This window comes from Chryseobacterium sp. POE27 (assembly GCF_039727685.1).
Classification (GTDB): domain Bacteria; phylum Bacteroidota; class Bacteroidia; order Flavobacteriales; family Weeksellaceae; genus Chryseobacterium.
Genome location: NZ_CP152475.1, coordinates 3,402,823 through 3,424,039, shown reverse-complemented (window position 1 = coordinate 3,424,039; position 21,217 = coordinate 3,402,823). Strand labels below are relative to the sequence as shown.

At 37.6% G+C, this 21,217-nt stretch carries 20 protein-coding genes and 2 pseudogenes; 14 read left to right on the top strand and 8 right to left on the bottom strand.

Annotated elements, in window-relative coordinates; all coding sequences use genetic code 11:
- Positions 1-14 precede the first annotated feature (14 nt).
- From AAHI02_RS16310 to AAHI02_RS16300, 3 genes are all read right to left on the bottom strand, one after another.
- On the bottom strand, positions 15-965 hold the full coding sequence (locus AAHI02_RS16310; protein ID WP_346984138.1) for a PorP/SprF family type IX secretion system membrane protein: 951 nt from the start codon (positions 963-965) through the stop codon (positions 15-17).
- Between the two features lie 51 nt (positions 966-1,016).
- A complete protein-coding gene (locus tag AAHI02_RS16305) occupies positions 1,017-2,090 on the bottom strand; it encodes an RluA family pseudouridine synthase (RefSeq protein ID WP_346984137.1) in 1,074 nt (357 codons plus the stop codon).
- 62 nt (positions 2,091-2,152) lie between these two features.
- Complete coding sequence (locus AAHI02_RS16300) at positions 2,153-3,268, bottom strand: PASTA domain-containing protein (RefSeq protein ID WP_346984136.1); 1,116 nt, start codon at positions 3,266-3,268, stop codon at positions 2,153-2,155.
- A gap of 143 nt (positions 3,269-3,411) precedes the next feature.
- On the opposite strand from AAHI02_RS16300, the gene AAHI02_RS16295 reads away from it, so the two are divergent.
- The 3 genes and pseudogenes from AAHI02_RS16295 (at position 3,412) to AAHI02_RS16285 (ending at position 5,671) form a co-directional block, all read left to right on the top strand.
- Entirely contained in the window at positions 3,412-4,395 is a 984-nt protein-coding gene (locus tag AAHI02_RS16295) for a D-alanine--D-alanine ligase (protein WP_346984135.1), read from the top strand.
- A 92-nt stretch (positions 4,396-4,487) separates the two neighbouring features.
- Positions 4,488-4,956 (top strand): annotated as a pseudogene (gene coaD / locus AAHI02_RS16290) (pantetheine-phosphate adenylyltransferase).
- 82 nt (positions 4,957-5,038) lie between these two features.
- Positions 5,039-5,671 (top strand): trimeric intracellular cation channel family protein, encoded by a 633-nt coding sequence (locus tag AAHI02_RS16285; protein WP_346984134.1) that lies wholly within the window; start codon positions 5,039-5,041, stop codon positions 5,669-5,671.
- A 79-nt stretch (positions 5,672-5,750) separates the two neighbouring features.
- Here the strand turns inward: AAHI02_RS16285 and AAHI02_RS16280 are convergent, their stop codons facing one another.
- Together AAHI02_RS16280 and AAHI02_RS16275 are read right to left on the bottom strand one after the other, a co-directional pair.
- The gene (locus AAHI02_RS16280; RefSeq protein WP_346984133.1) at positions 5,751-6,317 is read right to left on the bottom strand and encodes a DUF2892 domain-containing protein; all 567 of its coding nucleotides are present in this window, start codon (positions 6,315-6,317) and stop codon (positions 5,751-5,753) included.
- A 96-nt stretch (positions 6,318-6,413) separates the two neighbouring features.
- Positions 6,414-6,908 carry a dihydrofolate reductase gene (locus AAHI02_RS16275; protein ID WP_346984132.1) on the bottom strand — a complete coding sequence of 165 codons (495 nt, stop codon included), beginning with the start codon at positions 6,906-6,908 and terminating at the stop codon, positions 6,414-6,416.
- 74 nt (positions 6,909-6,982) lie between these two features.
- Between AAHI02_RS16275 and AAHI02_RS16270 the strand changes: the two genes are divergently transcribed.
- From AAHI02_RS16270 to AAHI02_RS16250, 5 genes are all read left to right on the top strand, one after another.
- Positions 6,983-7,591: a LemA family protein gene (locus tag AAHI02_RS16270; protein ID WP_042722299.1), complete on the top strand. Its 609-nt coding sequence runs from the start codon at positions 6,983-6,985 to the stop codon at positions 7,589-7,591.
- The gene (locus tag AAHI02_RS16265; protein WP_346984131.1) at positions 7,591-8,022 is read left to right on the top strand and encodes a TPM domain-containing protein; all 432 of its coding nucleotides are present in this window, start codon (positions 7,591-7,593) and stop codon (positions 8,020-8,022) included. The genes AAHI02_RS16270 and AAHI02_RS16265 overlap by 1 nt, the downstream gene beginning before the upstream one ends.
- Positions 8,003-8,809: a TPM domain-containing protein gene (locus AAHI02_RS16260; protein WP_346984130.1), complete on the top strand. Its 807-nt coding sequence runs from the start codon at positions 8,003-8,005 to the stop codon at positions 8,807-8,809. Before AAHI02_RS16265 ends, AAHI02_RS16260 begins: the two co-directional genes overlap by 20 nt.
- 199 nt (positions 8,810-9,008) lie before the next feature.
- Positions 9,009-9,530, top strand: coding sequence for an NAD(P)H-dependent oxidoreductase (locus tag AAHI02_RS16255; protein ID WP_346984129.1), 522 nt, complete (start codon positions 9,009-9,011; stop codon positions 9,528-9,530).
- A 5-nt stretch (positions 9,531-9,535) separates the two neighbouring features.
- Positions 9,536-11,413, top strand: coding sequence for a monovalent cation:proton antiporter-2 (CPA2) family protein (locus tag AAHI02_RS16250; protein WP_346984128.1), 1,878 nt, complete (start codon positions 9,536-9,538; stop codon positions 11,411-11,413).
- Here AAHI02_RS16250 and AAHI02_RS16245 read toward each other — a convergent pair whose 3' ends face one another.
- Positions 11,414-12,235 carry a head GIN domain-containing protein gene (locus AAHI02_RS16245; RefSeq protein WP_346984127.1) on the bottom strand — a complete coding sequence of 274 codons (822 nt, stop codon included), beginning with the start codon at positions 12,233-12,235 and terminating at the stop codon, positions 11,414-11,416.
- A gap of 194 nt (positions 12,236-12,429) precedes the next feature.
- On the opposite strand from AAHI02_RS16245, the pseudogene AAHI02_RS16240 reads away from it, so the two are divergent.
- The 3 genes and pseudogenes from AAHI02_RS16240 (at position 12,430) to AAHI02_RS16230 (ending at position 15,438) form a co-directional block, all read left to right on the top strand.
- Positions 12,430-14,572 (top strand): annotated as a pseudogene (locus AAHI02_RS16240) (M3 family metallopeptidase).
- Between the two features lie 135 nt (positions 14,573-14,707).
- The gene (locus AAHI02_RS16235) at positions 14,708-15,028 is read left to right on the top strand and encodes a superinfection immunity protein (RefSeq protein WP_346984126.1); all 321 of its coding nucleotides are present in this window, start codon (positions 14,708-14,710) and stop codon (positions 15,026-15,028) included.
- Positions 15,029-15,060: 32 nt separating this feature from the next.
- Positions 15,061-15,438 carry a YchJ family protein gene (locus AAHI02_RS16230; RefSeq protein ID WP_346984125.1) on the top strand — a complete coding sequence of 126 codons (378 nt, stop codon included), beginning with the start codon at positions 15,061-15,063 and terminating at the stop codon, positions 15,436-15,438.
- Positions 15,439-15,940: 502 nt separating this feature from the next.
- On the opposite strand, the gene AAHI02_RS16225 is transcribed toward AAHI02_RS16230, so the two are convergent.
- Both AAHI02_RS16225 and AAHI02_RS16220 read right to left on the bottom strand, forming a co-directional pair.
- A complete protein-coding gene (locus tag AAHI02_RS16225) occupies positions 15,941-16,441 on the bottom strand; it encodes an FKBP-type peptidyl-prolyl cis-trans isomerase (RefSeq protein WP_042722290.1) in 501 nt (166 codons plus the stop codon).
- 103 nt (positions 16,442-16,544) lie between these two features.
- Positions 16,545-16,796, bottom strand: coding sequence for a VF530 family protein (locus tag AAHI02_RS16220; protein WP_346984124.1), 252 nt, complete (start codon positions 16,794-16,796; stop codon positions 16,545-16,547).
- Between the two features lie 147 nt (positions 16,797-16,943).
- Here AAHI02_RS16220 and sbcD point away from each other — a divergent pair, with 147 nt between their 5' ends.
- Genes sbcD through AAHI02_RS16205 form a run of 3 tightly spaced genes read left to right on the top strand, consistent with a single transcriptional unit; the run spans position 16,944 to position 21,189 of the window.
- The gene (gene sbcD / locus AAHI02_RS16215; RefSeq protein ID WP_346984123.1) at positions 16,944-18,149 is read left to right on the top strand and encodes an exonuclease subunit SbcD; all 1,206 of its coding nucleotides are present in this window, start codon (positions 16,944-16,946) and stop codon (positions 18,147-18,149) included.
- Positions 18,150-18,152: 3 nt separating this feature from the next.
- Positions 18,153-19,460: an SMC family ATPase gene (locus AAHI02_RS16210; protein ID WP_346984122.1), complete on the top strand. Its 1,308-nt coding sequence runs from the start codon at positions 18,153-18,155 to the stop codon at positions 19,458-19,460.
- Entirely contained in the window at positions 19,432-21,189 is a 1,758-nt protein-coding gene (locus AAHI02_RS16205; protein WP_346984121.1) for an SbcC/MukB-like Walker B domain-containing protein, read from the top strand. The genes AAHI02_RS16210 and AAHI02_RS16205 overlap by 29 nt, the downstream gene beginning before the upstream one ends.
- The last annotated feature ends 28 nt before the right edge of the window (positions 21,190-21,217 follow it).

The following is a 21,217-nucleotide window of genomic DNA, read 5'->3' as shown; positions in this document are numbered from 1 at the left end:
TTAAATTAAATCAATTAATATCTATAACCTCTGTGGTTAATGAAGTTATCGAAGTTATATCCTACCCCAAGCATGAAGCTATTTCCTCCATACTCTTGGATATCAGACAAACCGATGTTGTAGGTAGCACCTATCATAAATTTATTGAATCTCACTTTCACTACCGGAGCGATCTGCAACTGCTGACTGTCAAATCTGTTCTGAACAGTTCTGTAGTTTACTCCGAAAGAGAATGAGTTGATATCATTAAAGAACGTAGCCATAAGGTTACCGTCAATAGTTCTTGTAGAGTTGGTATTTAAGTTAATCAATACAGATGGTGTTACATACATATTATCTGCAAAATGCCAGTCCCATCCTAAATTTAAGAAGAATTTAATTGGAGAAGGCTCACGTCCGTTTACGATTGCCTCATCGTTTGTAAGAGCGATATCATTCACGGAAACCGAAGCAAAGATGTTACTGTAAGTAGCCGCTACCCCAAAATTGGCATATGCCATGAAGATGTTACTTTCACTTCCCTGTAATAAAGGATCTGAAGCATCCTGAGTATTAATTTTTGAATAATCAAAATTCATGTTGTAGAAGCTCACGCTTGTACCGAAAGAGAACTGATCTTTTCTGTCTCCTTCACTGCTAAGAGGAATAAAATATGAAGCACCAGCCGTAATACCTCCTGCAGAAATAGGACCATTACTGTCTCTGAATACAGATAAACCCGCACCTACTCTATCAAAAATATTCGCGTTAATCCCCACAGACTGTACGTTTGGAGACTCACTGAACTTCGAAAATTGCTGCTGATAGTTAAGATTAAGTTGCACATAGTCGGTCTTTCCGTATTGTGCCGGGTTGAACAGAAAATCACCATCCAAAAGGTATTGTTGATAGTATGGTAATGTTTCTTGTGCTTTGTATGCATTTGACAAAAGAGCTAAACATACGATAGCATATAGTTTTCTCATAACAAATCTTGATTTCAATTCAACAAATATAAAAAAATTCTCAATATATTTTTAGTTTTCTAAATAATTTCTCCATTTTTTTACAGCATCCGCCATATCTTTCGGCATTGGGCTTTCAAAATATAATTCCTTTCTGGTAGTGGGATGTATAAATCCTAAAGTGTGTGCATGCAGTGCATGTCTTGGAAGAATTTCGAATACATTTTTTATAAACTGCTTATACTTAGGAAGATTCACTCCACGGAGAGGCGTATGGCCTTCATATCTTTCATCGTTAAACAGAGTGTGGCCAATGTGCTTGAAATGCGCCCTGATCTGATGTGTTCTTCCTGTCTCCAGTTTACATTCTACCCAGGTCATATATCTGAATCTTTCCAGAACCTTGTAATGGGTCACGGCATGTTTCCCCTGGCTACCGTCTTCATACGTGTGCATCTGCATCCTGTTTTTGGGATGGCGGCCGATATGCCCCGTTATTGTGCCCTCATCATCCTGTACATTTCCCCAGACAAAAGCCCAATAAAGTCTCTTCGTTTTCCTGTCAAAAAACTGTTTCGCCAAAAAACTTAAAGCAAATTCATTTTTTGCGATCACAAGAAGTCCGGATGTGTCTTTATCAATTCTGTGAACAAGCCCTACTCTGTCGAGATCAGATTTTTCACCTTGCTGTTCAAAATGATAAGCTAATGCATTCACCAAGGTTCCGTCCCAGTTGCCGAATCCGGGATGTACTACCATTCCGGGATCTTTATCTACCACGATCAGATCATCATCTTCGTAGACAATATTAATAGGAATATTCTGAGGGATAATGACATTTTCTCTCGGCGGATGTGCCAAAAGCACTGAAACCTGATCTCCCGGTTTTACACGATAGTTTTTTTTTACAGGAATTCCGTTCACCATGACATTTCCGGCTCTACAGGTCTGTGAAATTTTATTTCTTGAAGAATTCTGACGAAAAATCAATAGAAACTTATCTATTCTTAAAGGTTCCTGGCTCTTATCCACAGTGATATTGAGGTGTTCGTACAGTCCTTTATTTTCCTCGTCAATATCGATATTATCAATACTGTTCTGATCTAATAATTCTTCATCTGAAAATTCTTCGTTATCTTCTGCCATTGTTTTACTTTTTATACAAAAAGGCTTCAACATAAAAGTTGAAGCCTGTATTTTTATGATTATTAAAAAATTAATCTATCACGACTTTTTTTAGCCTTCGGTTTTTCAGCCGTTTTTTGTGTTGCCGTGGCCGCAGGTCTGTTACCTGAAGTTACATTATTCGGGGTACCTGTATTGGAAGCTGTCGTTCTGGATTTGTTTCCTTCGTTTACCGAACCTGATGTTTTCACTGTTGATTTCTGAGCTTCCGTCTTTGGAGCTTCCGTAGAAGGCTTAGGACTTTCTTTTTTCGGTGCTGCCGGCATTGGAGGCTCTTGATAGGTTGGCTCATGATAAGCCGGAACTTCCTGATACTGAACAGGCGGCAGTCCTGTATCCACTTTCATCCTATAGATTGAATTCAGCTCTTCTATTTTTGCTCTCAGCTCCGCCGGAGTTCTTTTACTTGCCCAAAGATCCATCTGCATTCCCTGATCCCTGACATCTCCCGCTGCAGGATCCTGATAATAAATAATATCAGATTCATCTTTACTTCCGTCTTCATGCTCTACAAGGCCTACTTCAAACATGCTTCTTGCAATCACGGCTCTTGCCTCTTTCACGGTAAGACCAACAACATTAGGAATTGAAATATTTCTCATCGGCCCTGAACCTATGACTACATCCACCACAGAAAATCTCGGTAGTTTTGTCTTTGGTTTTACAGCTGCCCCTTTGAACATAATTCTTAAGACCGCATCTTTCTGAATACTTGGTTCAAAGATGGTATCTCCTACTTTTAATCCTACCTGTTCAAGTCTCTGGAAAGCAAGACCAGAATATTTATTGATAACATCCGGAACTTCAACTTTAGCCCAGGTTCTCGGATTTACTTTTAATAAAATTGCTCTTCCGTCTTTAACCCTTGAACCCGGTGAAGGATACACCTGCAACACCTGGAAAGGCCTGTATTTAGGATTATACTGAGGACTATCAACTTCATATTCTAAACCTGAATCATCTAAAATTTTAATGGCTTCATAAACGGATTTATTGACAATATTGGGAACAGGAATTTCCTGACCGTGATTGGTATGATACTCCAGCCAACGGAATGTAAGCCAAACCAACCCAACGAAAACACCTATGGCAACAGCTAAGTTCAATAAAACTTTCCAATTGAAAAGTGATTTAAGCATACTTAAAATGACTATAATTAGACAGCAAATATAATTAATAATTTTAGAATGTCCATATTTCATTTTCGTTTTCAAAATTTCAGGTTTTGCAAAATTGCATGACATAAAATCATTAAATTTGCCCTAATTGATACTTTACGAATATGAGCAAAAAAAGTGTTGCCGTAGTAATGGGAGGCTATTCAGACGAATATGTTGTGTCATTAAAGAGCGGACAATTAATTTATGATTCTCTGGACAGAAACCTTTACGATGTATATAAAGTGGTCATCCTTAGAGACGAATGGTATTTTTTAGATGAAAATGATCACAAATTTCAGATCAATAAAGGTGACTTTTCAGTGACATTGGATCATAAACCGCTGAAATTTGATGTCTGCTTCAATATCATTCACGGAACGCCTGGCGAAAACGGAATTCTTCAGGCATATTGGGATGCCATCGGACAAAAATATACCGGCTGCGATTTTTATCAAAGCGCTCTGACATTTAATAAAAAAGATACCTTAGCCGTGCTTTCAAAATATGGAATCCCCTCAGCAAAAAGTATTTATCTTCGAAAAGGTGAAGAGATCAATGCCGATGAAATCGTAGAAAAACTAGGATTGCCTGTTTTTGTTAAGCCTAATCAATCCGGCTCTTCTTTAGGAATTTCAAAGGTTAAGGAAAAATCTGAATTAATTGCTGCCACAGAAATCGCTTTTAAAGAAGATGATGAAATTTTAATTGAAAGCTTTCTTGACGGAATGGAAGTTTCCGTAGGAGTTATTGATTATCATGGAGAAACCGTTGTTTTGGGCATCACAGAAATTGTTCCTAACAATGAGTTTTTCGATTATGAAGCTAAATACGAAGGTGCTTCTGAAGAAATTACACCGGCAAGGATCGATGAAGAAACAAGAATCCGTGTGGAAGAAATCGCAAAAAAAGCCTACAATTCTCTCGGAATGAGTGGTTTTTCACGTAGCGAATACATTCTGATGGACGGAATACCCTATATGCTTGAAATGAATACCAATCCGGGATTCTCTCCTGCCAGCATCCTTCCGCAACAGGCAAAAATTTACGGAATATCAATTAAAGACCTTTGTGGAAACGAGGTTGAGAAAGCTTTACATAAAAATTAAAACAATTGAAGATTGAGGCAGGAAGATGGAAGTTAATGATTCTGTAAATTTTACCTCATCGTTCATAGCACATAACTTATAATTTACTGCGCATGAAAATTGCTGTTTTCCCCGGATCATTTGATCCCATAACTTTAGGACATTACGATATCATAGAACGGGCAGCTCCGCTTTTTGACAAACTCATTATTGCTATCGGGCAGAATTCCCAGAAAAAATACATGTTTCCTCTGGAAAAAAGAATGGAATTTATACAAAACTCTGTCGCCGAATTTCCCAATGTAGAGGTTGATTTTTTTGAAGGCTTAACCGTAGATTACTGTTTTGAAAAAGATGCGCAATACATTATCAGAGGCTTAAGAAACCCTGCAGATTTTGAATTTGAAAAAGCCATTGCACACACCAACAGAACGTTAGCACACAAAAAAACTGGAAACCGTCTTTCTGTTAACTTCCTCCGGAAAATCATTTATTAGCAGCAGCATTGTAAGGGAAATCATCAATCACGGCGGGGAATACGGACTGCTGGTCCCGGACTCGGTGAGAGTTGAGAAAAAGTAAAATGATCGATAATCGATAAATGATGATTGATAAAAATCCGACTAAAAATCAATTATTATCATCATTTTATCATTCCTAAAATATGCACGAACAATTCAATTTCGCCATAGAAGTTCTTGGAACGATATCTTTTTCGATGTCGGGCAGTTTTGCTGCGATGCAGAAGCGGCTGGATCCGTTCGGCGTATTGATTATTGCATTTGTGACATCTGTAGGTGGCGGAACGGTAAGAGACCTGCTTTTAGATATTCCGGTTTTCTGGATGCATGATCTGTTAACATGTTCTTTAATCATCCTGACCAGTATTTTCACAATGATTTTTAAATCTTTTGAAAAAAACTTCCGCGTCACCTTATTTATTTTCGACAGTTTCGGACTGGGATTGTTCACGATAATCGGTGTTCAAAAAGGACTTCATGCAGATATCCATCCTTTGATATGCATAGGACTGGGGACTATTACAGGTTGTTTCGGAGGGATTATCCGGGATATTCTGCTTAATAGAATTCCGTTGATTTTCAGGAAGGAAATCTATGCAACGGCTTGTATTATAGGAGGTGCTGCATTCTTGTTACTAACAGAATTCACGACTTTATCATATACTATCATTCAGATTGTCACTATTTTGTTAATTGTATTAATCAGAACTTTAGCCGTGAAATATCACTGGCAGATCCCAAAATTCTATGGCTATAACAACGATGCAGAAATGTAAAGTTAAATTAATTGCAACACTTAAATATAAAAAGCATCTGAAAATTTTCAGATGCTTTTATTTTTTATAAGATTCTTCATTAAAAGAATTTCCCTCTGTTTCTCATATTCGGGTTATGCATATGCTTTTGCATGGTCGGCATTTTAAGCTGCTCTTTCATCATTTTGATCTGATCGGTCATCATCCCGGCGCTGTCGAGTCTTTTTGCTTCTTCAAGCAATTTCTGCCCTTCCTGCTTTCTTCCTTTAGAAATCGCTGCGGCGGCAAGGTTTAATGTTGCCATAGCCCTGTCATGCTTCATATTGAGGCCATATTCCAGAGCTTTTCTCATAAGAGGCTCCACTTTTGTCGGATGATCCTGAGCCTGCGTCAATCCTGTCAGATAATGGAAATAACCATACTGAGATTTGTGAAGCTGAGCCTGATAATTCGTAATATTTTTTAACCAGTGAGCAGCTTTTTCCATATTCTGTTTTCTCAGTTGCCAGAAAGCAAGCAGGATATATTCATTTTTAAAGAAAAGCAAAATCGGAATAGCAGATAGAATAACCAAAACAATTCCCCATCCGATATTTCTATTCATCATCAGATAAACTGCTATTGCAATAATTATCGCAGAGATTACGAACTTTATGTATTTATTCATTATTAAATTTTAGAAGTGCAAAGATAAGAAATTTGGTTGTTAGTTATCAGTTGTTGGCTGATGGTTTCCCTTAAAATTTCATCTGTCAACGAACAACTACTGCTCAACAACTTTTTCATACGTTTGAAAATAAAAATCATATTGATTCTTTTCGTCTTTCTCATGGAAAACTTCATTCGTTTTTTTCCAGGTTTTCTCATCAATCTTGGGAAAATAAGTATCAGCTTCAAGATCAGCTTTTACCAAAGTAACTTCCAATTTGTCAGCAACATCCAGAGTTTGCTCATAAATATTCCCTCCGCCAATAATGAAAACCTCTTCATCTATTTTCCTGGCAAATTTTACCGCTTCTTTAATGCTTCCTACAATCAGAACTCCTTCTTCAAACCAGTCATTTTTTCTGGAGATAACAATATTTGTGCGGTTAGGAAGCGGTTTCCCGATGCTTTCATATGTTTTTCTTCCCATAATCACAGGATGTCCCGAGGTAAGATCTTTAAAGTGTTTTAAATCTTTTGGAAGATGCCAAAGTAACTGATTTTCAAAGCCAATCTCGTTCTTTTCTCCCATTGCCACGACTATTGTTGTCATTAAAATAATTTTTCACAAAATTAGCACATAATTTGTATATTTGGTTAGCACAAAAAAATTTAAAAAATTAAACTATGAAAAACAGAGGCTGTCTGAGCGCCGGCACTATCGGCATTGCTCTTCTGATTATCGTGGCGGTTTTATTCTTCTGGGGAAAAAGCGGCTACAATAATTTTGTTACGAAGGAACAGAACGTCAATACAAAATGGTCCAATATAGAGACGGTTTATCAGAAAAGAGCCAACCTGATTCCTAATCTTGAAAGAACGGTGAAATCATATTCGAAATTCGAGCAGGAAACCTTGACAAAGGTTGTTGAGGCACGCTCAAAAGCGACTTCCGTAAACATAGACCCTACAAATATGACGGAGCAGGATATGGCAAAATTCCAAGCTGCACAGGGTGAATTATCCGGAGCATTAAGCCGATTGATGGCCGTTGTGGAGTCTTATCCTAATTTAAAAGCAGATCAGCAATACATCAATTTCCAGAGAGAATATACGGCGATTGAAAACAGCATCCGCACAGAAACGGTTTATTACAATCAGGCTGCTCAGGAATATAATACAGCGATTAAAACTTTCCCGAATAATATTCTGGCGAATTTTACCAACTTTAAAGAAAAACCTTATTTCAAAGCAGAAGCAGGAGCTGAAAAAGCACCTGAAGTATTCACAGAATAATGGCCGGTAATTTCTTAACAAGTCAGCAGATAGCTTCCCTTGTGGAAGCTATTCAGTCGGCAGAAGAACATTCTACCGGTGAGATCCGTGTGCATATTGATTCGAATACAAACGATGACAATGCAAAAACTGCATTTAAGGTTTTTGAAGATTTATGCATGGATAAAACTGCCGAAAGGAATGCGGTTCTTTTTCATGTCAATTTTGAACAAAAATATCTCACGATTATCGGTGATACCGGAATTCATGAAAAAGTAAGTCAGTCTTACTGGGACCATCTGCACGATTATATTACTTCTGAATTTGCCAAAGGAAATTATTACAAGACATTGAAAAGTGCCATTCTGGAAACCGGTATTGAACTAAAGAAACATTTTCCTGTAACGGGAGAAAACCCCAATCAGCTGTCTAATGAAATTACGTTCTCTTAAAATAGTATTTTCATTCATCCTTCTATGCTTTTACACATTTGTATCAGCACAGTATTCTATTCCTAAAAAGCCTGCTGTTTTATATCCTGTTTTTGATGAAGCCAATCTTCTTTCCGAGCAGGAAAAAAATGATCTTAATAAAAAGCTTATTGCTTTCTCAGATTCCACTTCAACTGAAATTGAGGTTATCATTATCAAATCAACTAATGGAGAAGATGTTAATTTTCTTGCTACCATGTTTGGTGAAAAATGGGGAATCGGACAGAAAGGTGTTGACAATGGTGTCGTTTTTTTAATTGCAAGTGAAGATCACACGATGTCTATCCAGCAGGGGCGGGCTGTAGAGCAATACCTAACAGCCTCGGTTGCAGGCCAAATTCTGGATTACATTGTCACTCCTCATTTTAAGCAGGGCGAATGGTATGAAGGAATTGATCGCGGAACATCCGCTATTATGGAAGCCGTTCAGGGAAAATTTAAACCTTTAAAAGAACACAAAAAGAGCGGCGACGGAGGTATTGTTAAAATTATGATTATTGCTTTTGTCATCTTTATCATTTTCTCTATAATTTTCGGAAGCCGAGGTGGCGGAAGAGGCGGAAACGGTGATGATGACGATATTATCCTTTCAAGAAGAGGACGCAGAAATTATCCCGGTGGATTTTTCCCATTCCCAGGCAGCTTCGGAGGAGGCGGTTTTGGCGGGGGAAGCTCTGGCGGTGGAGGATTCGGTGGCTTTGGCGGAGGTGGAAGCTTCGGCGGTGGAGGTGCTTCCGGCGGATGGTAAACTATTCTGGCCAGTAAAACCATTTCTTATTCTGATCTTATTTCCAATTATTAATTCATTTCATAAAAAGGAATTTTTTCTATATTTTTTAATTTTAATTAATAAAAATTCCAGTTATTAGTATTAAAAAATCAACAAACCTGTCCTAAATCTGTTTTTAATTTAAAACTTTTTCGCTATATTTACTGAAAACAGGTTTATGAAGAAGACGTTGGTAGTTTTTGCACATCCTTATTTAGAGCACTCAAACTCGAATGCAGAGCTCATCAATTTCTATGTTCGCCACCAACATTTTACCCTTCGGGATCTTTATGAAGAATATCCTAATTTTCATATTGCAGCATTCAGAGAGCGAAAAAGAATACAAAACTATGAACGTTTCATTTTTCAGTTCCCTTTGATATGGTTCGGAATGCCGCCTCTCCTTAAACTTTGGATTGATGAAGTTTTTGACCGTGACTGGCTTAAAGAAGGAAATCAAAACCCGTTGCAAGGCAAGGAAGTTTACATCCTGGTAACTACAGGCGGAAAAGAAAGGTCTTTTCACAGACAAGGAACCTACAAGTTTACGGTAGAAGAACTGATCAGCGGACTTGTTGTGTCTCTGAATGTTTTCAAAGCCGACATTAAAAATATAAAAATCGTTTACGAAGCCAACAAACTTTCAAAAAAAGAAATCATTTTACATAAAAAGGAATTTTCAGAACTACTTAATCAGTAAAAATTATGGAAACAAGCTTAGCCATGAATACTCTTTTATTCCTGGGCGTTGCCATTATTATGGTTCCGCTGGCGAGGAAGTTCGGACTAAGCTCTGTGATAGGATACATTGCAGGCGGAATTATTATTGGCCCTTACGTTTTAAAACTTACGGGGAAAGATGTCAATGATATTATGCATGCCAGCGAATTCGGGGTAATCATGTTACTCTTTCTGGTAGGATTAGAACTTGAGCCCCGGAAATTCTGGGAAATGCGGAAGAAAATTGTCGGGCTGGGGCTTACACAGATGATGCTTACCATTTCTTTACTTTTTCTGGTTTTTATAATAGTAGGATGGCCATTAGATAAAGCGGTAGCTGTTGCCATGTGTTTCGCACTTTCCTCTACGGCTATTGTTTTGCAGACGTTGCAGGAAAAAAATAATTTAAAAACACTGGCAGGAGAAGCTTCATTTTCCACGCTTTTATTTCAGGATATTGCTGTAATTCCTATTTTGGCAATATTACCGCTGATTGCACATTACAAAGCAAGGCACAACGATAATGAAATTCAGGTATTGATCCAGACACTTCCGGAGTGGATGCAGTTTGCTACCGTGATTTTAGGTGTTGCCATATTAATATTATTGGGAAGGTATGTTTTTGTCCCTTTTTTAAGATATGTTTCAAAATCGGGAATGACGGAATTATTAACGGCCTCTTCCCTGTTTCTGGTCATCGGAGTTTCCGAACTGATGGTAGCCATCGGGCTTTCACCGGCTCTGGGAGCATTCCTTGCAGGAGTTATGTTGGCTAACAGTGAATTCCGGCATGAGCTTGAAGCACAGATTGATCCTTTTAAAGGATTATTGCTTGCGGTATTTTTCGTAAGCGTAGGTTCAACGATGAATTTTAATATTATTCAGGAAGATCCTTTATTTATTTTTAGTACAGTATTTGCTGTTCTCGCGATCAAGTTTATTGTTTTATTTTCGATCGGAAGATTTTTTAAAATTGATACTCCCCAGAGTTTATTTTATGCATTTGCCCTTTCACAAGTAGGAGAATTTGCATTTGTTCTGATTAATTATGCGTCGAATCTTTATCTTCTAAGTCCTGAACTCAACGCTCAAATGATGGCGGTTACAGCTATTACAATGTGTATCACGCCGTTTCTTTTAATTATTAATGATAAACTGATTACTCCTAAATTCATTAAAGAAATCCCCGATTCTGAAAATGATTTTAATATTCTGGACAACAATGTCCGTGAGAAAAAAATTATCATTGTAGGATTCGGACATTTCGGAAGTACAGTCGGGCGACTTTTAAAGGCTAATAAAATTTCTGCTACGGTTTTAGACAGAGACTCTGACCGGGTGAAATTATTAAGAAGCTACGGATTTAAAGTTTATTATGGTGATGCCACTAAAATTCCCACTTTACGTGCTGCAGGAATTGAAGACGCCGAAATACTTGTTCTTTGCCTGGACGACCCGAATGACAATAAATTTATAGCCGATATAGTGCGCGATAATTATCCCAACGTGAAAATATTTGTCCGGGCCAAAAACAGAATCGATGCCTATAATTATCTGAATAACGGGATTAATAATATTTATCGAGAAACACTTGGTACAGCCGTCGATATGGCTGTGGATGTCCTTCACGAAACAGGCATGCGAAAATACGCAGCCAGACGTCTCGGACAAAGATTTATGGCTATTGACAAAGGATCTATCAGAAAGCTGGCGAAGGCAGAAGAAGACGATGAAATTCATCTTTTTACCACAAAAGAAATCCTCCAGAGAGAGGAGGAATTATTGGCCTATGATAATCTTAACTTTGAAAATAAGCAATGGGAAGACTCCTCAAATGATGAGGAAGACGAAATCGAAAAGTAATTAATGAATGCTTACACTTCCGCCGCTACTCTCCTCTTTTGTTACCGAAGTTACATTTCCTTTTTTGTAGACGCTCACACTACCTCCTGAAGAAGCTTCTGCATAAATTGATGATGATGCACTGATGTCAATGCTTGCACCGCTTGATGCATCTACTTTAAGATTATCCGCTACAAAATCTTTAGCTGAAATACTGCTTCCCGAAGATGAAGAAACTTCCGCTTTTTTTGCTTTTCCGGAAAGATCAATACTTGCACCTGATGATGCCTCAATATCCAAATCTACCGCCCATATTTTTCCGGTAAAGCCACTGCTGCTTCCAGCAGAAATTTCAAAATCATTGGCTTCAAGATTTCCGTCAACAGATGCTGCGCTCGAAACATCAATACTCATTTTATCCTGAACAAATTTATCTTTAACAGTGATCCCTGCAGCAGAATTAGCTTCTATTTTAGAGAAATCTTTAGCATATATTTTTGCAGAAACATTGTGGTTATTCATTACTCGTATCCCTTTTCTATAATGAATATAAAGTTTGCCGCCGCTGATATCCACCAGAATCTCATCAATAATATTTTCTGGAGCAGAAATAACTACTTTTTCTACATCCGATTTTATAATTTCTGCTTTAATCGCCTGAGAAACTTCAATTTCATCAAAATCTCCGGTCACCTCTTTTTGTTTCACAGGCCCATGATCTGTGGAAACTACTTTTTCCACCCAATTTCCTTTCTCGTTGCTGTCATGTCTTTTTTCTTTTCTTCCATCACATGATGCCAATAGTACAAATGCTGAAAAAATAAAAAGTTTTGTTGATTTCATATTCAGTTGAATTTTATGATTACTATATTAATAGACAACTAATTTATAAAAAATATTACATCATTTCTGAATTTTAAATAAGGGTTGAATTATCCCGAACTGTTTTCCAAATACTTTTTTTATACGAAACCGAAAGCTTAGGCTCCTTTTTAAATTAAGATTTAATATCTTTAGGCATTATTAATAAATCGTTTATGAAGAAGATTTCATCAGTATTATTAATTTCTGCACTAGCATTTAATCAATCCTGTACAACAATGAAAAGCACCGAAACCCAAAAGGAAGTTCCTACTCCGGACGCTTCCCTTTCGTCAAATCCTTTCATGAAGAAAAGCAAACTTCAGTATGAGACACCGGAATTTGACAAAATTAAAGACGAACATTTTAAACCTGCATTTGATTTTGGATTAAAGCAACACGATGCTGAAATCTTAAAGATCGCGAATAATCCTGAAGCACCTACATTTGAAAATACCTTGGTAGTGTTGGAAAAAAGCGGTGAGATTCTTAAAAGAGCAGTAATTGTATTCTCTAATCTTACGAGTGCCAACACCAATCCTACATTACAGGCATTGGATGAAGAATACGCACCCATTTTCGCGGCACATTCTGATAAAATGTATCTGAATGAGAATCTTTATAAAAGAATAAAAGCGATCTCTGAAAACGGTTTAGATTCTGAAAGCAAAAAACTTTTACAATATTACAAGCAAAACTTTGAAATTGCAGGAGCCAATCTTTCTGCTGCCGACAAAGAAAAACTAAAGCAGATCAACCAGGAACTTGCTTCGCTATCTACACAATATTCTAATAAACTATTGGAAGCAAGAAAACAAGGCGGCGTTTTTTTTACCGATGCTAAAGAACTGGATGGCCTTTCTGCCGACGAAATCGCTGCAGCTGCAAGTGATGCTAAAAATGCGGGAAAACCGGGTCAGTATCTATTAGCTTTACAAAATACAACTCAGCAGCCGCTTCTGCAAAACCTTAAAAACAGAGCGACAAGAGAAAAACTTTTCAAGGCATCATGGACGAGAGCTGAAAAAGGCGATGGAAATGACACTAGAGAAACGATCGAAAAATTAGCAAAATTAAGGCTTAAAAAAGCACAGATTCTAGGCAAGAAAAGCTTTGCAGAATGGAAACTTCAGGATCAGATGGCAAAAACGCCTGAAGCGGCCACTCATTTAATGAACCAGATTGCAACGCCTGCTGTAGAAACGGCAAGACGTGAGGCAAAAGACATTCAGGATCTGATTGATCAGCAAAACGGCGGCTTCAACGTTGAGCCCTGGGACTGGAATTTCTATGCTGAACAGGTAAGAAAAGCCAAATTTGATCTTGATGAAAGCCAAATAAAACCTTATTTCGAAATTACAACCGTTCTGGAAAAAGGAGTCTTCTTCGCTGCAGAAAAATTCTACGGGCTGACTTTTAAGAAAAGAACAGACCTTCCTGTTTATCATCCGGATGTAGTGACTTATGAAGTTTTTGATCATGATGGTAAATCTATTGCAATTTATTACCTCGATTTCTACACCAGAGACTCTAAAAACGGAGGCGCATGGATGAGTAATTTTGTTGAACAATCTTATTTATTGGGAACAAAACCTGTTATTGTAAACTGCTACAATTATCAAAAACCGGCTCCTGGTAAACCTTCTTTGATAAGTTTTGATGATGTTTCAACAATTTTCCATGAATTCGGCCACTCAATCCACGGAATGTTTGCCAGTCAGAAATATCCTTCATTGTCAGGAACTAATGTGCCGAGAGATTTTGTAGAATTCCCTTCACAGATCAATGAACATTGGGCTTTAGATCCTGTCGTTTTGAAAAATTACGCTTTGCATTACGAAACCAAACAGCCGATTCCGCAAGCTTTGGTTGATAAAATAAAAAAAGGCCTCTACATTCAATCAGGGTTATATGACTACAGAATTGGTTTCAGCTGCTGAATTGGATATGGATTGGCACACAGTAACCAGTGAAAGCCAGTTAATTCCTGTTTTAGATTTCGAAAAACAATCTTTAACTAAACATGGCTTTACTTTGGCAACAGTTCCGCCAAGATATCATACTCCTTATTTTGCACATATTTGGGGTGGTGGTTATTCCGCAGGATACTATGCTTATCTGTGGTCTGAAACTTTGGATAACGATGCCTGGGAATGGATTAAAAACAACGGTGGGCTGACAAGAGAAAACGGCGACCGTTTCAGAAAATACATCCTGTCCGTAGGAAATTCTGTGGATCTGAATCAGGCATTCAGAGATTTTACAGGACATGATCCGGATATTAAACCTTTATTGAGAAGCAGAGGTTTTATAAAATAAATTTGAGAAGCATTCATTTTTGGATGCTTTTTTATTTCTTCAGATATTTTTAAATAGATATATACAAAATATTGAATTGCTTTTTAAAAATAAATATATTTGACAGTATAAATTTAACTAAGAAAACTCTTATTCATGATTTTTTTAACTCTTTTAAGCATCTCGTGGCAACACATATTAATTATCCTATTATTTTGTATTCCTTTCTACTTTTTACCAACACTTGTTGCTTATCGCAGAAAAAAATCAAATGTTGATGCTATTTTCACACTAAATCTTTTCTTAGGATGGTCGGTAATAGGCTGGGTGATGGCTTTAATTTTGGCTTTATCAAATAAAGAAACCAATCAGCAAGGCTCCAATATTGATCAGTTGGCCAAACTGAAAGCGCTTCATGACAAGGGCGTAATTACGGATGAAGAGTTTTTAAATCAAAAGGAAAGATTATTGAGATAAAAGATCATTTCCCTAAAATCTAAATTAAATACATGAATTGTCCCTGCTGTTCCGGAAAAACCTATGAAGAATGTTGCAAACCATATCATGCCGGAGAAAAATATGCTCCTACTGCTGAAGCTTTAATGAGATCACGGTTTTCTGCATTTGCCATTCCAAATGGTGAATACCTTATGGAAACCACATTCCCGAGCAAGAGAAAGTATCACAACAAAAAGGATTTACAGGAATGGGGAGAAATCAATACATGGACAAAACTGGAAATTGTAAGTAAACCTGCCGTGAATAAAGTAGAATTTAAAGCATTTTATACTGATGAAAACGGAGACCCTCAAATTCATCACGAATTGTCGACATTTAAAATGATTCAAAACCGGTGGTTTTACGCAACCGGAGAATTCCTGGAATAGTACTGTTGCATTCATTTTGACAGGAGATTATAAAGAATAGATTAATAAAGGCTAATGAAAATTTTTGATTTTCTACTTATATGTAAATTTGGAGACTCCCGCCGTCTTCCGTTATTCCTCCAAAGAAATAATTTATTGTGGTTAAAATATCATTGAAGACTGGTCTACATCCATATTCTTCATCTGATATACTCTTTTAGAAGAGACCATAAAACACTGAAAGATAACAAATTGTACTTGAACGCCTCTTCGGAGTGGTTGATCGGCTCTTCGGAGTACTTGATTGCCTCTTCGGACTGGTTGATTGTCTCTTCTAAACACTTGATCGTGCATTCGGAGTAGTTGATTACCTCTTCTAAACGCTTGATTGTGCATTCGGAATGGTTGATTGCCCATTCGAAGTGGTTGATTGCTTTATCGAAGCTGTTTATCCGGCAAGTTGATTGTAAACGTTTTATGATTAAATAAAATGTCCGGCAAAACCGGACATTGATATTAGATGTTAGTGAGCTTCGTTTCCGTCGATCCCGTGCGCGTGGCCATGAGACAACTCTTCTTCTGTAGCAGGACGGGTATTCAAAATTTCTACCTGGAAATCTAAAACTTTCCCGGCCATTGGGTGATTAAGATCTGCAACTACCACTTCCGGTGTTACTTCTACCACAAATGCCTGGAAATTGTTTCCCTGATTATCAGACAATGGTAAGATAGCGCCTACCGGCGGAGTTCCGGATTCCTGGAACATATCGATTGGTAACTGTGCGATAGCATCAGGCTGTCTTTCACCATAAGCTTCTTCCGGCTGAATTACAAATGCCGCTTTATCTCCTGCCTTTAATCCCAAAATATTTTCTTCAAATTTCGGAATCATCATTCCAACACCGTATAAAAACGTAAGTGGATTTTCTGCGGTTGTTTCTTCTACAAGAGTTTTACTTCCGTCTTCTTCGATGGTGTGAAGTATGTAACGTACAGCTACAACATGATTGTTTTCGATTGTCATATTTTTTTCTTTTTTTCCGTGAATCTCACGATTAACGATACAAATATACTATTTTTGAATTCACTGACAGAAGAATAACGGCTAAAGAAGTATCCGTGGCGTTCTAATTCCGGCCTCTTGTTTCTGTTCTTTTTTTCTCTCTCAACATAAAAAGATATAAACTTTCCACTTTGGTTCTGGCCCACGGCGTTTTTCGTAAAAACTTCAGCGAAGAGTTGATACTGGGATTATCTGTAAAACATTTAATATTGATCTGCTCGCCAAGCCCTTCAAAACCCTGATAATATTCTACGAGTTCTTCAAGAATGGCATCAAGCCTTTTTCCGTGAAGCGGATCTTTAGATTGCTGTTCCATTTTGTAAAAATAGACATTAAATTATATTCACGACAAACAATCATAATACAACAAAATATATTTTAAAACCAATTTTTACATCATCCCCTGAGAATAATCTTTAAGGCACAACCTTTAGTTTCAATTTATCTTCTTTAAATTTACAGGATGAAAATTCTGCACACTGCCGACTGGCATTTGGGAAAACGTCTTGATCGCTTTTCAAGACTGGAAGAGCAGGTTCTGGTGATGGACGAGCTTGTACAGATCGCTGATGAAGAAAATGTTGATCTGGTGCTTATTGCCGGAGATTTATTCGACACCTTCAATCCCGGTGTTGAGGCGGTTCAATTATTTTATAAAACGTTAAAAAGATTATCGTTAAACGGAAAACGGCCTGTCATTGCTATCTCAGGCAATCACGATTCTCCCAGCCTTATTGATGCTCCCGATCCTTTGGCCCGCGAATGCGGCATTATCCTGATCGGCCATCCCAAAGCGATCATCAACCCTTTTGAGCTGGAGCATTTTAAAATCTTAAAATCAACGGAAGGATTTATTGAACTTACCTTAAAAAATTATGATTTTCCCGTAAGAATTCTTCATACCCCTTATGCTAATGAAATAAGATTGAAACAATATTTCGGGGAACAAAAAGAAGCAGAACTGAATCAGGTTCTTGCGGAACACTGGCAGAAAAATGCAGATGAATTCTGCGACGAAAATGGAGTTAATTTACTCATGACCCATTTGTACATGAACAAAAAAGGAGTTCCACTGCTGGACGAGCCCGAAGGAGAAAAGCCGCTCAAAATAGGAAATGCAGATCTTATTTTTTCAGATAGTATTCCTCCGCAGATTCAATATACAGCGCTCGGGCATCTTCATCGTTTTCAGAACATCGGAACGGACGAAAAACCTGTGGTGTATTCATCTTCCCCGCTTTGCTACAGCTTCAGTGAATCAGGACAGACTAAATATATCTCTATCATTGAAGCTGAACCCAATCAACCGGTTCAGTTTACAAAAATTCCGATCAAAAACGGAAAATGTCTCGAAAGAAAAAGCTTTGACTGTTTCGAAAAAACGATAGAATGGCTCACCGAAAATCAAAATGCCTTTGTAGAACTTACTTTGGAAAGCAGAACCTTTTTGAAAGCCGATGAAAGAAAACTTTTGTACCAGACCCACAGCGGAATCGTACATCTTATTCCGAAGGTTAAAAATCAGGAATTAAATGAAAATCAGCTTCGGGATATTAACCTCAGCCAGGATATTCAGTCATTGTTTAAAGATTATTTTAAATCTAAAAACGGTGGACAGGAGGCCAATAAGGAACTTATCGATCTGTTTAACGAAATTCTTAATCCTTAGCCCATGATTCCGATTCAACTCACTTTAGAAGGTATTTATTCTTATCAGGAGCGCCAGAAAATAGACTTTGAAAATCTGACGGAAGCCGGACTTTTTGGTATTTTCGGAGCAGTCGGCTCCGGAAAGTCGTCAATCCTGGAAGCGATTTCCTTTGCATTGTACGGAGAAACAGAAAGGCTTAATTCCAGAGACAAGCGTGCTTATAATATGATGAATCTGAAATCGAACAGATCATACATTGAGTTTGATTTCATCAATTTTGAGAATAAAAAATACCGTGCTACCCGCGAATTTAGAAGGAATTCTAAAAACTTTGAAGATGTAAAAACGCCTTCGGTCACATTTTATGAATGGAAAAATGAAAACTGGATTCCGCTCGACCATTCAAATGCAGAAGAGATTGTAGGTTTAAGCTATGCCAATTTTAAACGCACCATCATCATTCCGCAGGGTCAGTTTAAAGAGTTTCTGGAACTGGGAGCCGCGGAACGCACGAATATGATGAAGGAAATCTTCGGACTTCAACGTTTTGATCTTCAGAATAATGTTTCCCTTATCAATGCTAAAAACAGATCAGAGCTTGATCAACTGGAAGGTCAACTGAAAGGATTTGAGGAAATTACAGAGGAACAGATTACAGCCACAAAAGAAAATTTAAGCCTCGAAGAACTGAAGTTTAAGGAAACACTGAAAAGATTCCGCGAAACCGAAGAAAAATATATCAAGCTGAAAGGTTTAAAAGATGATTTTGAATGGCTGAATCAGAAAAAATCTGATTTTGAAAAAGTCACCCAACAGAAATCCGAAATAGATATTCTGGAAACAAGAACGGAAATCTACGACCGCATCTCAAGGATTTTCACGCCTCTTCTTTCGGAAAAAAGGAAGCTTGCTCAGGAGATTTCGGAACAGCACCAGCAAAAAGAACTTCAGCAGAAAATTCTTAACACCACCGAACTTCAGTTTGAAAAGCTGAAAAGCGAACTGGCATCAATCCAGCCTCAATATGAAGCCTTGTCACAATCGAGAATTCAGGAAAACGATTTGAACCTGATCCTGCAGATGATGAAAGTTGCTGATGAAATTAAAATCTTAAAAGAAAGAACGGAAAACGGTTTCCAGAAAGTAAAAGAAGTCGAAGCACAACAAAAAGTGATTCAGCAGAAAATTGAAGAACTTTCTAAAAACGCCGAACTGCTTAAGCCCGGAAAACTGGATCCCGGATTGCTCGTCAACGTAGGAAACTGGTTTCTCGAAAACAAAAAATTACAGGAAAACCTCAGTGGGCAGATTAAAAAAAGTCGATGCTAAAAAAATTGAAATCCACAGAATTTCTGAAGAGCTGGAGGTTTTAAAAATCAATCCCGAAACCTTTAAAGATGATTTCAGGATTCAGATCGAAAATCTGGAAAACAGAAAGAAAGAACTTTCAGAAAAACGAAATCATCTGGAAGTTCAGCAGAAGCTGGCTCATTTTGCCAGTGAACTTCATGACGGAGAATCTTGTCCGCTGTGTGGAGCTCTGGAGCACCCGAATATTTTGGAATATGATGATGTCACTTCAGAATTAAATGAAATTCAGCAACAGCTCAGCAAGATTGATCATCAGAGAGAAGAGATCCAGAAACAGTTATCAGAAGCGGAAAAGATTATTGACAGAAAAAAAATCTTTGAAGAACAGTTGAAATCCGAAGAAGAACTGGCTACACAGATTCAGATTCAAACGGAAATTCATCGTAAAAATTTTATCTGGGAAGGATTTCAGTCAGATAAAGAAAGTGATTTTGAAGCCAAAAGGCAACATTCTTTTGCGATCGAAAAACAAATGGAGGAGCTGAATCTGCAGATTAGTCAGGAACAGAAAAACCTAGATAAAGAAAGGAGCAACCTCGACAGCTACAATAAAGCACTGGAAAAATTCAGGCTGGATGAAGCGAAAAAAGAAGAGCAGATAAGGACTAATGAATCCAATCTTAAAGTGCTGGAATGGAAAAATTATGCTGAAAAAGAAGTTTCGGAGGTGGAAGAAATTTTCCATAAACTTTCTGAATCCAACTGCGAGACGGAGCGGAATTATCAGCAATTGCTGAAAGAAGAAAAAGAAATTTCGCCAAAGCTCGCCGAGCATAAAACCATTGTTGCCCAACTGGAAAAACGCATTTCCGAACTGGAAAAAGAAATCGCAAACAATAATCTTTTGATCGAAACCGCTCTTGCAGAACAGCAATCTGACCAGCATAAAGTACTGGAAATTCTGGCAGAGAAAATTGATATTCAGAAAGAAAAAAATGTCATCCAGCAATTCAGAATAATGTTTGAGACGCTGAAGAACAGCATTCTTGAATTGGAGCATAAACTGAAGGATTTTGCTTTTGATAAAGAAGAGTTTTTGGTAGCTGAAACTCATTTTACGTCTCTTGAAGTTGAGGTAAAAACAGCCAATGATTCGGTTGTAAAGATTCAGGCAGAAATTGAAAGGCTTGAAAAAGAATTTAAGAAAAAAGAAGATCTTTTAAAAATTTTTGTGCAGCTTCAGAAACGTGCGGATAATCTTAAGATCATGATGAACCTCTTTAAAGGAGCCGGATTTGTACAATATGTTTCGTCCATTTATCTTCGTCAGCTTTGTGATCATGCCAATGTGCGTTTTCATAGGATGACACGAAATCAGCTCAGCCTGCAACTTAATGACAATAACGATTTTGAGATCATCGATTACCTCAACGAAGGCCGCAGCAGAAGCGTGAAAACCCTTTCTGGCGGACAGGCGTTCCAGGTTTCTTTAAGCCTTGCTCTTGCGCTGGCAGAAAGTGTTCAGAGCAATGCAAAAGCGGAAAAGAATTTCTTCTTTATTGATGAAGGCTTCGGTACACAGGATCTGGAATCAGTGAATATTGTATTTGAAACATTGGTGAATCTTCAGAAGGAAAACAGAATTGTAGGCATCATTTCCCATGTGGAAGAGCTGAAGGAAAAAATACCCGTATCGCTGAATATTATTAAAGATGAGGAAAAAGGCAGCCTTATTGAGGTTATTTAATCTGATAATCATATATTAAATTTTAAAC

Excerpts from the sequence above, each read along its gene's own strand:
- AAHI02_RS16310 (WP_346984138.1), bottom strand. The coding sequence starts at position 965 with ATGAGAAAACTATATGCTATCGTATGTTTAGCTCTTTTGTCAAATGCA.
- AAHI02_RS16305 (WP_346984137.1), bottom strand. The coding sequence starts at position 2,090 with ATGGCAGAAGATAACGAAGAATTTTCAGATGAAGAATTATTAGATCAG.
- AAHI02_RS16300 (WP_346984136.1), bottom strand. The coding sequence starts at position 3,268 with ATGCTTAAATCACTTTTCAATTGGAAAGTTTTATTGAACTTAGCTGTT.
- AAHI02_RS16295 (WP_346984135.1), top strand. The coding sequence starts at position 3,412 with ATGAGCAAAAAAAGTGTTGCCGTAGTAATGGGAGGCTATTCAGACGAA.
- AAHI02_RS16285 (WP_346984134.1), top strand. The coding sequence starts at position 5,039 with ATGCACGAACAATTCAATTTCGCCATAGAAGTTCTTGGAACGATATCT.
- AAHI02_RS16280 (WP_346984133.1), bottom strand. The coding sequence starts at position 6,317 with ATGAATAAATACATAAAGTTCGTAATCTCTGCGATAATTATTGCAATA.
- AAHI02_RS16275 (WP_346984132.1), bottom strand. The coding sequence starts at position 6,908 with ATGACAACAATAGTCGTGGCAATGGGAGAAAAGAACGAGATTGGCTTT.
- AAHI02_RS16270 (WP_042722299.1), top strand. The coding sequence starts at position 6,983 with ATGAAAAACAGAGGCTGTCTGAGCGCCGGCACTATCGGCATTGCTCTT.
- AAHI02_RS16265 (WP_346984131.1), top strand. The coding sequence starts at position 7,591 with ATGGCCGGTAATTTCTTAACAAGTCAGCAGATAGCTTCCCTTGTGGAA.
- AAHI02_RS16260 (WP_346984130.1), top strand. The coding sequence starts at position 8,003 with ATGAAATTACGTTCTCTTAAAATAGTATTTTCATTCATCCTTCTATGC.
- AAHI02_RS16255 (WP_346984129.1), top strand. The coding sequence starts at position 9,009 with ATGAAGAAGACGTTGGTAGTTTTTGCACATCCTTATTTAGAGCACTCA.
- AAHI02_RS16250 (WP_346984128.1), top strand. The coding sequence starts at position 9,536 with ATGGAAACAAGCTTAGCCATGAATACTCTTTTATTCCTGGGCGTTGCC.
- AAHI02_RS16245 (WP_346984127.1), bottom strand. The coding sequence starts at position 12,235 with ATGAAATCAACAAAACTTTTTATTTTTTCAGCATTTGTACTATTGGCA.
- AAHI02_RS16235 (WP_346984126.1), top strand. The coding sequence starts at position 14,708 with ATGATTTTTTTAACTCTTTTAAGCATCTCGTGGCAACACATATTAATT.
- AAHI02_RS16230 (WP_346984125.1), top strand. The coding sequence starts at position 15,061 with ATGAATTGTCCCTGCTGTTCCGGAAAAACCTATGAAGAATGTTGCAAA.
- AAHI02_RS16225 (WP_042722290.1), bottom strand. The coding sequence starts at position 16,441 with ATGACAATCGAAAACAATCATGTTGTAGCTGTACGTTACATACTTCAC.
- AAHI02_RS16220 (WP_346984124.1), bottom strand. The coding sequence starts at position 16,796 with ATGGAACAGCAATCTAAAGATCCGCTTCACGGAAAAAGGCTTGATGCC.
- sbcD (WP_346984123.1), top strand. The coding sequence starts at position 16,944 with ATGAAAATTCTGCACACTGCCGACTGGCATTTGGGAAAACGTCTTGAT.
- AAHI02_RS16210 (WP_346984122.1), top strand. The coding sequence starts at position 18,153 with ATGATTCCGATTCAACTCACTTTAGAAGGTATTTATTCTTATCAGGAG.